We start from the raw sequence: 14,797 nt of genomic DNA, 5'->3' as shown, positions 1-14,797 counted from the left end.
TATTTGGTATCAATCCAAAATATGATTCATAATCAGTGAGTTACCAAGTTCCACATAGCAACGGGGAGTATATTCCATATGCATCAGGCTAAGAATGAGGGACGGCTGCCGGACGGGGTTTGCAACCCCGTCCGAAACGTTTGCGGGCGGCGATCCGGAAAATATTCCGGACGGGGTTGCAAACCCCGTCCGGCAAAAGAAATCTGATTCATAATCAGTGAGTTATCAAGTTCCACGTAGCAACGGGGAGTATATTCCCCCATTTTGAATTACCTTTTTCCCCCATATGAATACTCCTTCCACCCCATTGACTTCTTTTTTTATATGAAATAAGTAATCAATATTTGTATAGAAAACTCCTTTTATAAGTAGCCACACAGAGGTTTGTTCGGTAAGAATTTATAACCCTTGGTGAGCAATTTCTGTGGTTCTCAGCAAAACATTCAAATCTGGTTATGGACCATGATTCATTCCTTTATCCGTTTGACAGAGGCAATTCGGAAGCCATTCTTTCAAAGTATGCACCAGAACAGACTTACAGAACCCTCTCTCTATGAATTAAATACAATGTCAGTTATGGCAAAAAATAAGGCGCTGGCAGCACGAAACAAATTTTACGGAAATGACACAAGCAGGGTCGGCATAATTACCAGATTTCTTTGGTGGTGCAGCGGCACTCTGACTGATATTTTAGAAGAATGCCCCACTGAAAAGGCCACTTATCAGGGAATAGGGGCGGCTGTGGTGTTTACAGCAATATTGGCGTCTCTGACAGGCGGATATGCTTTGTTTTTTGTCTTTGACAGGGCCGATTATTCTGTTTTGTTTGGTATCTTATGGGGTTTATTAATTTTTAATCTCGACAGATATATTGTTACAAATATTAACAGAATCGGTATGTTTTGGAAACAATTATGGACAACTGTTCCCCGCGTTCTGCTGGCCGTGTCCATTGCTTTCATCATTTCAAAACCGCTTCAGCTAAAAATATTTGAAAAAGAGATAAATCACCAGTTAGAAGAAAACTATGCTGAAGCCATTGCAAAGCAGAATGCTGCCATAGCAAAGCAGGACAAAATATTAACTGCTCGTTATTTGGAACCTGTTCAAAGTAAGATTCGCGGCATAGAAGATGAAATACAGAATAAAATGAATATAATAGATAGTCTGAATAAAGAGCTTATTCGTGAAATACAGGGCGCTACCGGGAAACGAGGATACGGCCCGATTGCCAGGCAAATAGAAAATTATCTGTCTGACAGCAAATCAGACTTGAAAACATTAAACACTCAGTTATCTCCGTTAAAGCGTCAGGAAGAGTCGCTGAAAATAAAGAAAGATTCTGAATTAAAAGTGAAATACAAAGCCCGGAAAGTACAGAAAACTGAAGGGCTTTTATCAAGACTCAGCGCTTTGGAGGAGTTAAAAAAGAATAACAAGACCGCGTGGTGGGCAGACTTTTTCATCTTTTTTCTGTTTCTTTTTATAGAAGTTGCCCCTGTGTTTGTAAAAATATTTTCACCAAAAGGTATTTATGACGAACTGGAAGCAAGGGCGGCAATTCTGGAAAAAGAAGAAGTTCTTGAAAACATGAATAAGCACTATAGATAAAACTCAATAATCAAGTTCTGTCATTCCTGCTTTCGCAGGAATGACAGGCTGTCCGGCCGGATCGGATCAGAAAACTTGATTATCGAGAAAAAAATTACACTGCTGAAAATTCAGAATGGCTTCTGTTCTGTCATTTTCTTTTTTCAGTGTATATGACAGTTTTAAACTCAGGAAAGAACTGCCTGAGACCGCCTTCTTTCAGAACAGTCATATGCTGATCCAGCATATAGCTGTCCCACATATACAAAAAAGATCGCATGGGTTCCATGACTTCTGATTTGTTCCTGAAGAAAATGCCTTGTTCAATGATTTCAGCCCTGGTTTTTCCCTTATGCAGACGATCTTCGATATGCTGTTCCCGTTCAATAATTTTTCTGAGACCGTTATCCCACGCTTTTTCTATATCAGAAGTCAGAATTCCGCCGTGACTGGTAAGCAGCACACTCACATCCAATGCCCTGAGCCTCAGCGCAGACGCAACCAGTTCCCTGAGATCACAGTCTGCCCAGCCATACCAGGGGCCGAAGCGGTCTATCCCCATATCGCCTGTGAACAGAATTTTTTCTTCGGGAAAATAAAATGACGTATGGGACGGTGAATGCCCCGGACTCGGGATGCACTGTATGGTGTCATGACCTGCTGAAACACGGTCTTCCGGCATATAAGTGCTGAATCCGGAAAGCCCCTGAAAACCAATCACATTGGCAATGAAATCTGTCCATTCCGGGATCAGTCCGTAAGACCCGGCTGTTTTTTGTACGAGTTCGTCAAGACTTCCCAGATAGGCTTCTTCCCCCTCGGGAATGAACAGTTCTGCATCTGTATGTTCAAGCACCAGCTTTCCCCAAATCACATGATCTAAATGATAGTGAGAGATGAATGCCATGTCAGGTGGCTCTGAACGGAGCAAGGTCAGGGTATCTGCCTTGCTCATATTCACATCTAAAAATATCCTGGCCGAACCGGAGACCACAACCCCGGCACAGGATTTGAAATTGCTCATCGAGTCAGGCTCGATATAGGTGACGGTGTTTGTAATTGCGGTGCGTTTCATCTGTTGCTCCATTTTAAAAGTGATTTGTGATTTGTGATTTGCAATTTGGGATTTGCAATTTGTGATTTGTGATTTGCCCTGACTTTCGTCACTCGTTGTGACTGAAGCTTATGTATGTCTGTTTAAAGGGGGCCAGAGGCCAGGGCCCGGGGGCCGACTTTCATGTTTTGTTGCAGGCAAAATCGCTTATGACTGTTCCTCAGATCGCAATGCTTACCCGCTCAGGAGGGAGGAATCTTTTGGGGCCGAAAAACCGCGCATGGTCAGAGTCGTTTTTTCAGAATTTCTGAGCCGCGTCTTTCAGCATTTTCTGGGTCGGTTCGCTGAACCAGCTGTCGAGAAAAAGCTCGTTTTTGGATTTCCAGTTTTTTTCGTACCTGGTCTTAATTTCTTCAATGCGATTCGCTTTGACTGCTGAAAATGCCTGATTTTGCAGGGCAGACAGCTCGGCAGCTTTTTCAACTGAATGCTGCTTTAATGTTTCAGTTGTATATGTCTCATCAATGAGTCCGATTTTTTTTGCATCTGAAAACGACATAAATTCACCGCTGTAAATCATTTGGGTTGCTGCCCGTTCACTCACGAGCTGCCTCAGCATCATATCAGCGAGATAGGGAACCGGAAGCCCCAGTCTTATTTCATTTAAACCGATTTTTTTGGTGTCAGCGTTTCCAAACCGGTAATCACAGACCAGGGCAAGAACATTGCCTCCGGCAACGGCATGCCCGGATACAGCGCATACGGTCGGTAACGGAATTGTATATAAATCAAAAAGGAGATGGTTAAATTTATGCCAGAAATCAGTCATTTCCGATCTGTCCAATTTCATCAGTGTCGGAAGGTCAAGACCGATTGAAAAGAATTTTGTTCCTCCGCAAAGAACCATAGCTTTGGCCTGATTTCTGATGTTATTAAATGCCTCAGATAAATCTTTTACCAGTTCAGGATTTATCGCGTTGGTAATTCCGTTGTTTAAAGTCAGAACAGCTACCTTTCCCTGATTTTCAATTTGTATTTTTGACATAGCAACCTCAATTATAAAAGATTATTTGTTGGTTAATATAAACTCCCATGTCCTGCCGGTCACAACGCAGCATGAAAGTGCGGTGGGTTGCGCTTCGCTCCACCCACCCTACGCATTTTTTTTTCCTGAACGGAGCGCTTCCCCCGCCGGAAAAAGACGGGTTTATTCCCCGTCTGTCGTGTCCGCGCTGTGAGAGCCTGAAAACTTTTCGATCTGCTGATAATCTCTTTGCAGACAATTAACTTGTTTGCAAGTAAAATAATTGAGAATAGAGAATTGAAAAATTATATTCGGTATGTTTCTTGCATTTGAAATTCTATAAAAAAAAGAATATGCTTGCCTGCACACCTGCAATAATCTATAAAGAGAAATAATGTATTTATATCAGACAGGTTAAACAATCAAAATGGTCTGAGGTGATTAGCATTGTGAAATTTTCAAGAGAGTTTTTTAAAATTCAAACGCAGGTAAAATGGAATATACAAAACAGAGCCACGCTTTGGATCGGCGTATTGTTACTGTTCACTGTGGGCGTGATAACTATTTGTTTTGCAATATTATCGCATAATAATATTGTGAAAACGACTCATGAACACGCGGTGATCCTGGCGCGGGGGAAAGCTGCGGATATTAAGACCGTGTTTGATGAGGCATTCGGAACACTCCGATCCCTTGCTTATACGTTTTCCGTAATCAGGAATAATAAGAATGCTGTGAACACGGGCTTTGATGAGTCAGGTGCCTTAAAAAAAATTTTGAAAAATAATCCCATCGCTGATGCTGTTTATACTGTCTGGGAAGCTGACGTATCTGATGAAATATCCATCGGATTTCCTGGGAAAGAGGGGCATGATGAAGCCGGCCCCCGGGTTTCATACGGGTATAAAAACCCAAATAATGAAATTCTTTTTCAGTCGGTCTTCCCTCATACTGATGGCCGGAAGCGTGACAATTATTATGAGCAGCCTAAGCAAACCGGGAAAGCTTATGTGAGTGAGCCTTTTGTTCGGTCAGACCGGGGCAGGAAGGCATTGATCACCTCTGTTACCGTGCCTGTTATGGCGGAAGGAAAATTCTGCGGTGTCGTGGGCATGGATTTGCGCTTAACTTTTATTCAAAAGATGTCGGACAGCGTGAATAGCGGGACAATGGCCGTGATATCGAATAAAGGCTTACTCGTTGCTGTGTCAAAAAGGCCATATCTGAAAGGAAAGGATATAACAGAGCTGCATAAACATTTTGATATTGGAGAAGGAGAGGAAAACCATATTCAGTCAGGAAAAGAAATGATAAGGTATCTGGAAGGTAATTTCAATACTTTCATACCGCTGAACCTGCCGTTACCATGGTCCGTGAACATGATCCTGACTGAAAAAGAGACGAAAGCCATGACAACCCCGTTAATGCTCAAGTTGAGCGGTGCAGGTATGTTGAGTGTTGTTACTGCCATCCTTATTCTCCGATTTATTATTGGCAATATGATCGGCCCTGTCAGTGATGTTTCAGAAGCATTGAGGGACGCTGTCCGGGAAGAGGGAAATCTGAGCAAACAGCTTGATACAGCAAAAACAGGCGAAGCAGGCAGGTTGGCGGAAGGGTTCAATCTTTTTGCTGAGAAGATTCAGACGATGGTAAAGGATGTGGCCGATCATGCCGAGGTTATGAAAGAATTGTCTTCCCAGCTTTCAGATATTTCCGATCATATATCTGAGAAGATTGATGAAATGCCTGAAAAATGCGATCACGCGTCTTTGGCCGCAGAAGATATGAAGATCAGCATGAGCGTCATCGCTGAGGTCTTGGAAAAAGCAAGCGCTTCTGTGTCGAATATTTCCATGATGACCAAAGAGATGTCTTCCACGCTTACAGAAATAAATCAGTTTACCCATAAAACCGCTCAGAATGTGAGAGAAATGGCAGATTCAGGTGAAAATGTATCTGCCGGAATCGGCAATGTGGCCTCAGCTGTCACAAGTATGACGCTTTCATTAAATGAGGTGGCAGAGCATACAGCCAAGGCAAATGATATCTCACAAGATGCAAAAAAAAATGCGGAAAAAATAAATGTAAAGATTGAAGCAATGGTCCGTGCGTCTGAACAGATTGGCAAGGCTGTGGGGTTAATAAGGGATATTGCCTATCAGACAAAGATGCTGGCAATCAATGCAGCTATTGAGGCCGCGAGTGCCGGGGAAGCTGGAAAAGGTTTTGGTGTGGTTGCTGATGAGGTAAGGGACCTGGCCAGGCAGTCTGCTGATGCGACAGATGAGATTTCAGGGCAGATCAGTGAGGTTCAGCAAAGCACAAAAGAAATGGTCGAGGCCGTGGAGCAAATCGGAAGTTTCGTCGGTGAAGTTGCCAGTATTAATGAAACCATTGCATTTTCCGTGCAAGAACAGAGTGTAAGCGCGGGTGAAGTATCAAAGACAGTCGCAAGAAATGCCGCAATGGTCAGAGATGTCGCCGGCAATGCAGATGAATCCGCAAAATTGGTAAAAAATATTGCCAGTTCAACAGATGAGGTTTCAAAAAAGGCGTCAGAAGTGGCGATGCATGTTCATGAACTGGCAACAGGCATGAAAGATATTGCCAAATCTTCTGATAACACGCTGCAAGGCGTGGAAGAGGTTTCAAAAATCATTAAGGGTATCAATAAATTATCAAAAGACACGAGTAAGGATGCAGCGATGTCCGATGAATTTTTAGAGAAACTGGCAGAAGTGACAGCAGCCTTTTTGAAAATTTTAAAAAAATTTAAGCTGTAATCAGCCAACTAATACTTTTTATTGTATATATAGAAAATCAATACTGTTCGGCACGATTTTTGCTTACAGCTTATAACTGACTGAATTCATAAATTCGGAAAACTGAAATCCCGAAATGTCTGCCGGGCGCTTTTCGGAAACAGTTTTTCCAACATACTGAAATGCCGGTAATTCCCGTCCGGCTACGCAAAAATCATGCCGAACAATATTGATAGGAAATAATAAAATCCGTCTTTGCTACAGGGATTTCATATAAGAAACGCTCATAAAAAAGCCGGGTTTTTCACCCCCGGTCATGAAAATATGTGGTGAGAACAGACAGAAAACCCGGGTTTTCCTCTGCCGATCTGCCGGACGGGGTTTGCAACCCCGTCCGAAATATTTTCCGACCCCCGAAAACAAACGTTTCGGACGGGGTTGCAAACCCCGTCCGGCAGTCTTAGCCTGATGCATATGGGGTTTTTCACCCCCGGTCATGAAAATATGTGGTGAGAACAGACAGAAAACTCGGGTTTTACGAATGTATTTTCATGGTAAAGGGATCAGTCAAATCCCTTCTTATATCATTCTTTTTATACAAAATCAGTAGATCGAAAAGTTTTCGGGCTGTCGCGGGACAGACACGGCGAACGGGGGAGAAACCCCATATGCATCAGGCTAAGATTACAACCTACTGTTTTTATTAACTCTGATTTTGCAGGACGGGGTTGCAAACCCCGTCCGGCAGCCGTCCCGCATTCTTAGCCTGATGCATATGGGGAGAAACCCGGCTTTTTCCGGCGGGGGGAGTCTTCTGTCCGGGGAAAAAAAAGCCGGGTTTCTCTGCCATGCCGCACACAGTCCGGAAACTTTTCGATCTACTGAAAATCCTTGTACAGAAAAGAACGAAGGAAATCATCTTGTTGTTTTTCTCGTCATGGCAATCTGTATGTTGTATTTTGAACAGTATCCGTTTTTGAAAAAATTCAATATCTCTGGTCCGCTTGTTTTTACTTCCTTCCTGTCGTATTTTGAACATTATTTGTTATTCCGCCTTTTATCTTACAGCCATAAGACGAATTTCAGATATGCCGCCTATCATTGTTGTATTTTGAACACTTTTCATATGGAAAAGCCTGTCCTGTATCATCTTTTGACAAAAAATATCCGGTAAAAAATAAAGAAATGGGAATGTCAGACAGGAATTTGACTTTTTATTTTTCTCTTATCTGATGGTTTTGTGGTTATGTAAAATTTGATGATCCAAATGATAATAATAGCAGATAATAATTTGATTTTTGTATCCATACTTGTCGGATATCCTTGTCATTGCAAGAAAGCTTTATAAATTTTTTATATATAAAAAATATTATAATATCAAACCTTTTTAGAAAAAACATAAGATCGAAATCCTTTAATGTTTAACAATAAAAGTGTTTGTGGCACAGATGTTGCATTATAACTTAGATATTGCATATATAATACATGCATAAAAAATATTATAAGAAGGAGGTATGGCTATGAAGAAACGGTATATGCGGATTTTATTATTGAGTGTCATATCAGTATTTGTGATGGGTTCATGGGCAAATGCTGATGAAATGGTAAGAAGAATCATTATTTTTCAGGATAATGTATCGCAAAATGAGATTGAGGCGTATGCGGCTTCTCAGAATGAAGCTGAAGTCGTTGGCTATGTTCCGTTTATTAATGGTGTGGTTCTGAGCATGCCGGACACAACCACTCCTGAATCTTTGGCGAATGATGACCTCGTGTTCAATGTTGAAGGGGACCAGCAAACAGAGGTTGAACCGATTGGAATATTAAATAATGACGGTGAGCCGGAAGAGGTGTATTATGAGGTGTTAACTAATTCGATCATTTCGAAGTTGTTTTTTTTCGATGATGACAAGCTGCGTCCCTGGGGAATTATGAATCTGTATGAATTACCTTATGAGCCTCTGGCATATATCAGCACTCTCAAAGATCGGAAGAAAATTCCTGCCATCATAAGAAGGGCGATGGAAAATAGCAAATTGGAGCAACTCAGCATTGCAATTTTTGATACGGGTGTTGATTACACGCATGAGCAAATTGAGGGCTATGTCATGGGGGGGGTTGATCTGGTGAATATGACACCTGGAATTCCCATGGATGATAACGGTCATGGAACTCACGTCACAGCAACCATTGCCGGCAGTACCACAGGGCTGGCAAACGGGGTGAATCTGTATGCGGTCAAAGTGCTTGATGAAAATGCCTGCGGGGAGGTTTCAACACTGATCATGGCATTGCAATGGGCCATTGATAATGACATTGATATGGTGAACATGAGTATTGCTTACCGGGATGACAAACCCGTGGTTCGTCTGGCGATTCAAAAAGCCAGTGAGATGGGTCTTATTTTGGTGGCGGCTGTTGGCAACCATTCCAACTGGATAGAAGATGATGAAGGCGCAGGAGACGGCGGCGCAGGAGACGGCGGTGCAGGAGACGGCGGTGCGGGAGACGGCGGCGCTTCAGATGATGGCGGGACTGTAAACCCGTATCCGGTGATGTATCCGGCGGCATATCCCCAAGTTATCGGCGTCAGCGCTCATGATGCATATGGGGTAACTGCATCTTTTGCAAATACCGGCCCTGAGGTGGATGTAACTGCTCCGGGTGTCAATGTTGTATCTGCAAGTGTGTTAAGCTTAGGAACCTATTCGGTAAAATGCTATGATGTAAAAAGCGGAACCAGCATGGCAACCCCGCATGTGGTCGGTACCATAGCCCTGATGCTTGCTTTGGATCAGGAGGGATACCTGAGAGATTCACCTGAAAAAATCAGGGCAATCCTGACTGACACAGCGGTTGATGGCAAGCTTAATCTGGTAAACGCGCTTGAAGCCACGGACAGCCTGAATCAGTTGGTCCCTGTTGAATCATCAACAGAAAAGATCGAGGCATCTTTAGCTCCGGTATCTCTTATTAAATAGTAAGATGTTTGTAAAATTTTAAATGTTTCCAAGTATTTTTTTGATCCGGAGTGCAAAAATTTTATTTTTGCACTCCGGATCAAAATACTTTTGTTCTGATACTTCGTCTTTTTTAAAGAGCGTGTTTGAAAACTCCCCGATAGAGACTGCATATTTATAGCCGGATATGCCGTTCTTACAAGTCTCAGAAGGGGAAAACTCTTAGGGAACTATAGCCGATACAAAAAATGTAGGGTGGGTTCCGCTTCGCTCCACCCACCCTACGTTTATGAAATATTTCTCATAAAATTTTGGTTTTGTGTATTCAGCATGTCGGATTTTAATGTATTTATAATTTGATATCAATAAGTTATTGTTTATACAACATCTGAACAACAGTTCAGATGTTGTATTTTGAACATTTTTTTCATGCTTTTTAATTCCACAATATTCCCTCTGAAACATCACCTCTCTGATTCACTCCGTAACAAAAAATAATATTCGTGACTGTTGTATTTTAAACACAGCTTTTTTTTCCGTAAAAAAAGCTTTCTGTGTTTTTCCTAGCCGTCCTATTTCAAACTGTTATGTCTTAAACAAAATCTAAATTCTTGAAAATAATATATTAAAAAGAAAATTCCTTATATTATATGCGACGCGGAATGCTTAATAATGGCTTTAAAAAGGCTTCTGTTTGGCAAAAATATATAATTAATATTATAATATTCTTTAAATTCAATAAGTTATAATGAAAAGACGGTTTGAATTTAATCTTTTGATATCATTATTCTTTATTTCTCCGATATTGCTTATGGCATCGTATTTGCAATGATACAGAGCAGATAAACTTTTAAAAAAAAGAGGTTTTATAAAAAAGAATTTAGCAGATCGCTCTGTTTCAGGGTATTAGGCATAGGATATATTGCCAAACTGTAAGTTTGGCACTCCGGAATAATAAATATTCTGATTATAACGGATTTAGGGGAGGCCGGCAATATGACAACGGATTCAGGGGATGAAACGGATAGTACCGGCCGATATGACAGCGGTTCCCCGAAGGGTGTTTCCGATCCGGAAAGCCCTATCCCTTATCCCGGCAGGCAGCCCGTAATCCGGTGCCGCGGGAAGCCGATCTGAAAAGTCATATCCGTTTCATCCTTTTTATCCGCTGTCATATTCACGGCCGGAGCCTCCCCAAAATCCGTTATAATCAGTAAATATTTTTATTAAAAACTATAAGGAGGTACAGCATGAAAAAAATGTTTATCAGAGTCTTGTTAATCAGAATGGTAATTGTTCTTATGGTATTTGCCCCGGTCAGTGCGGCCGGGATGGTGAAAAAAATCGTTCTTTTTGAGGAAAATACCTCAGCGGCCGAGGTGAGCGACTACCTCAGCGCATGGGAAGGGGTCGGTGTTATCACTCTTAAAGAAGTTCCTTTTATTAACGGGGCCGTTTTAAGTGTTCCGGATACAATCACATCTGCGGAACTGGCTGATGATTATCGGGTGATGTGTGTTGAAGATGACCAACAGGTGGATCTTCAGGCAGTTGTGGCTTCAGGAGATGGCGGGGCGGGTGACGGCGGGGCAACAGACACCTCAGAACCGATACAATTTATTACCCCGGTAGAAGGGAATCCATTGCTCGGAAATCAGATCCCCTGGGGAATTGTCCATCTTTACGAAGAACCTTATGACCCGCTTTCACTGACAACTCAGCTCAAATCGAGTGACACTCCCGAACTGGTAGCAGAGGCAAGAACTTATGGCAAAATAACAGAGATCAGAATTGCGATTTTTGATACTGGGGTTGATTTTAATCATCCGAAACTGGGAAATCTTGTCAAAGAGAGCGTGGATTTTGTGAATGGGACAATCGGGATCCCTGACGATGACAATGGTCATGGCACACATGTGGCAGCGACGCTTGTTGGCTATAAGCTTGGTGTGGCAAGAGGGGTTCAGTTGTATTCTGCCAAAATTCTCGATAAAAATGCCACTGGCGATGTTTCAACCCTTATCAGTGCAATTCAGTGGGCTATGGAAAGGAATATTAATGTGATCAATATGAGTATTGCTTTCCGAGAAAATAATTTGGCAGTTCATACGGCCATCAGGAAAGCTTATGATGCTGGTATCATAATGATAGCTGCCACAGGGAATCATTCAAACTGGGAACTTGATGACGGAAGTTCAGGAGACGGCGGCGCTGGTGATGGCGGCGCTGGCGACGGCGGTGCAGGAGACGGTGGCGCAGGAGACGGCGGTGCAGGAACCAGCGACGCAAGTGAAAATCCCTATCCTGTTATGTATCCGGCTGCATATCCTGAGGTTATCGCAGTGGGTGCTCATGATTCATTTGGAAACCAGGCAATTTTTTCAAACACTGGTCCTGAAACAGACATTACTGGTCCGGGTGTCAATGTGCTTTCGGCGAATCTGACAGTAATAAGCCAGTACGGTGTATGCAGCGGAACCAGCATGGCAACTCCCCATGTAAGCGGAACAGCAGCCCTTATGCTGGCATTGCACACCAAACGTGATCTTTACCCTGAAGAAGTAAGAAGTGTATTGAAAGCCACAGCATATGAAGGGAAACTCAATCTTGTGGGAGCGCTTGACGAAGTGAATTACATGAATAAGAATCTTTGAGTGGATGTAAAATCCGGAGTGCCAAACTTACAGTTTGGCAGATTCCCCCACTTTACAGGTGGCTGAAATATTGCCAAACTGCAAGTTTGGCACTCCGGATAATTTTTTTCTTAAGTTTTGCGGTTAGGAACTTTTAAATTTTAGGAGGTGCAGCATGAAGAAAGTCTTGAGTCGAACCCTGTTATTTACAATGGCTGTAATTGTTTCCATGATGTTTAGCCAGGTCACTGCGGCCGGGATGGTGAAAAAAATCGTCATTTTTCAGGAAAATACCCAACCGCCTCAGAGAATTGATTACCTTGAAGGTTGGGAAGCAGCCGGAGTTGTCACCCTCAGACGAGTTCCTTTTGTTGACGGGGCTGTTTTAAGTGTTCCCGATACAATTACATCTGCCGAACTGGCTGATGATGACCGGGTGCTGCGTGTTGAAGAAGATCAGCAGGTGGAACTTCAGGCGGTTGTGGCTTCAGGAGACGGTGGGGCCGGAGACGGTGGGGCCGGAGACGGTGGAGCCGGAGACGGCGGGGCTTCGGAGCCGATAAGGTTTATCAGCCCTATTCTGGACAATGCCATTTTTAACGGAGAGCGGCCCTGGGGAATTCTGCAACTTTATGAACAGCCTTATGATCCTGGTTTTACGATGAGTCTGTATGACCCGAATGCTGTTCCCCAGATCGTCAGAGATGCCATGGAACGAAGCTATCTGAAACACATCAAAATTGCAATTTTTGACACCGGGGTAGATTACACCCACCCCAGACTTGATAATTATGTTGAGGGCGGATTTGATTGTGTAAATATGATACCGGGAATGGCTATGGATGATAACGGCCACGGAACCCATGTCGCGGCAACCATTGTGGCCAGACGCACGGGACTGGCAAGGACAAGCAAGCTGTATGCGGTAAAAGTTCTTGATGAAAATGCCATGGGTGAGGTTTCAAGCCTTATCATGGCGATTCAGTGGGCCATTAACAACGAGATGGATATCATCAATATGAGCCTCGCCTTCCGTGAAGATAATCCCACAGTTCATCTGGCAATCCAAAAGGCATATGAGGCTGGTATCATCATGGTGGGTGCGTCAGGCAATCATTCCAACTGGATAGAAGATGGACAGACCTCCGGAGACGGCGGCGCAGGGGATGGCGGCGCAGGGGACGGTGGCGCAGGGGACGGCGGCGCAGGGGACGGTGGCGCAGGTGATGGTGGCGCAGGTGATGGCGGGGCTTCAGGCGATGGTGTCGTTGAAAATCCATATCCGGTGATGTATCCTGCTGCATATCCTGAAGTGATTGCGGTTGGTGCGCATACCTCTTTCGGAGACGTGGCTGGTTTTTCAAACACCGGGCCGGAAGTTGAACTGACTGCTCCGGGCGAAGGCATTGTTTCTTCAAACGTCATGGAAATCACCAAGTACGGTACCTGTAACGGAACCAGCATGGCAACGCCCCATGTGAGCGGATCCATTGCCCTGATGCTCTCCCTGGATCGAAATAATATGATATCACCCTATGAAATCAGGGAAATTCTTGTCAATAGCACAACTGACGGCAAACTCAATCTGGTGGGGGCACTTGAGGAAGTGCAACGTCGTCAATAAATATAATTTGTTATACGGACACCCCAAAACAGAAAATCGGAGTTCGGATTTTTTTGCCGGACGGGGCTGCAAACCCTGTCCGGCAAAAAAATTCTGTCCGGCAAAACATCCCGTCCGGCAGGGTCTGGACATTATTTCATAGAAAATGAAGCGTTTATCCCCCCCTTCCTATACCAAATCCTTGTAGTGACATATCAGACACAGCAGGCTATATTGATCAGACTCAAAAATTTTTATCTGAAAATTATTGACCTTTTTTTGTGCTGACTGGCCACCTCATCCCTTGCTCCTGATGGATTGGCAGTACAATAATTATTCATTGCACCACACTCTGTTTTTTCGGTCATTCACATCTGCTGGCCCCTTCTGAGAGCTTGTTTGAAAAGTAAAGAATAGAGTAATCATAAGTGGCTGTTTTTTGCCACGAAGACACGAAGACACGAAGGCTCACGAAGTCACTTTGTGTCCCGGTGCCTTTGTGGCTGTTTTTTTGCAGCGAAGACATCGGGAGCCTGTCCGAAAAGCAATTCCGAACGGATCCGGAGTGCAAAAATTATATTTTTGCGCTTGCGAAAAAGCATTTTTCGCACTCCGGAGAAAATACCGTTAAATCAACAGTATTGTTGGGGAAGCCGGAAAGGGGATTGACGCCGTTCCTGGCACCTGTTTTAAAAGACATGTCCTGAGAAAATGTGACTGTGACACGGAGATATGATCATAGTCTTTTATAACTGCTCATATTTCTTTCTTTTCAAAAAGACGCTGAGGAAATTTTCATCTGGCTGATATTCAGTGAAAGCATCAAAGCATCTTGACTTCTTTCCTTCCTTCAATTATCCTTTTAACAATATGACTTATAATTAAATTTTTATTATAACCTTTTGAAATTAAAATGGATATTAATATATTCCGAAATTTTGAAAATCTGTGTTTGAAGAAGGTTACAATATGATTCTTCAAAAATTTACGAGAATTGATAACAGTCAGGTAATATACTCGTCCAGTTTTAATTTTTTCCTGCGCAAGAATTCGTCCGCTGAGAAATGAAAATTTTCAAGCTGATGAAAGCCTATTTACGTTCAGAAGCAGCTGATTTTTTTGTATATTTACAGCATTATAAAAATATGCCCGGAAAGAGCAGGCCTGC

At 43.0% G+C, this 14,797-nt stretch carries 7 protein-coding genes; 5 read left to right on the top strand and 2 right to left on the bottom strand.

Annotated features, from left to right (window positions below; all coding sequences use genetic code 11):
- Nucleotides 1-567: 567 nt before the first annotated feature.
- The gene (locus dnm_RS00945) at nucleotides 568-1,611 is read left to right on the top strand and encodes a DUF4407 domain-containing protein (protein WP_207680850.1); all 1,044 of its coding nucleotides are present in this window, start codon (nucleotides 568-570) and stop codon (nucleotides 1,609-1,611) included.
- A gap of 130 nt (nucleotides 1,612-1,741) precedes the next feature.
- Here the strand turns inward: dnm_RS00945 and dnm_RS00940 are convergent, their stop codons facing one another.
- Nucleotides 1,742-2,665, bottom strand: coding sequence for an MBL fold metallo-hydrolase (locus tag dnm_RS00940; protein WP_207680849.1), 924 nt, complete (start codon nucleotides 2,663-2,665; stop codon nucleotides 1,742-1,744).
- A gap of 277 nt (nucleotides 2,666-2,942) precedes the next feature.
- Nucleotides 2,943-3,689: an enoyl-CoA hydratase/isomerase family protein gene (locus dnm_RS00935; protein WP_207680848.1), complete on the bottom strand. Its 747-nt coding sequence runs from the start codon at nucleotides 3,687-3,689 to the stop codon at nucleotides 2,943-2,945.
- A 428-nt stretch (nucleotides 3,690-4,117) separates the two neighbouring features.
- Between dnm_RS00935 and dnm_RS00930 the strand changes: the two genes are divergently transcribed.
- From dnm_RS00930 to dnm_RS00915, 4 genes are all read left to right on the top strand, one after another.
- Nucleotides 4,118-6,454: a methyl-accepting chemotaxis protein gene (locus dnm_RS00930; protein WP_207680847.1), complete on the top strand. Its 2,337-nt coding sequence runs from the start codon at nucleotides 4,118-4,120 to the stop codon at nucleotides 6,452-6,454.
- A gap of 1,499 nt (nucleotides 6,455-7,953) precedes the next feature.
- Nucleotides 7,954-9,414: a S8 family serine peptidase gene (locus dnm_RS00925; RefSeq protein ID WP_207680846.1), complete on the top strand. Its 1,461-nt coding sequence runs from the start codon at nucleotides 7,954-7,956 to the stop codon at nucleotides 9,412-9,414.
- Between the two features lie 1,229 nt (nucleotides 9,415-10,643).
- Nucleotides 10,644-12,047, top strand: a complete 1,404-nt coding sequence (locus tag dnm_RS00920; RefSeq protein ID WP_207680845.1) for a S8 family peptidase — start codon at nucleotides 10,644-10,646, stop codon at nucleotides 12,045-12,047.
- 154 nt (nucleotides 12,048-12,201) lie between these two features.
- Nucleotides 12,202-13,650, top strand: a complete 1,449-nt coding sequence (locus tag dnm_RS00915; protein WP_207680844.1) for a S8 family peptidase — start codon at nucleotides 12,202-12,204, stop codon at nucleotides 13,648-13,650.
- Nucleotides 13,651-14,797: the final 1,147 nt, after the last annotated feature.

The sequence above is a fragment of the Desulfonema magnum genome (genome assembly GCF_017377395.1).
GTDB lineage: Bacteria > Desulfobacterota > Desulfobacteria > Desulfobacterales > 4be13 > Desulfonema_C > Desulfonema_C magnum.
Note: the sequence above shows the minus strand (reverse complement) of the source record. Positions and strands in the feature narration are given on the sequence as shown.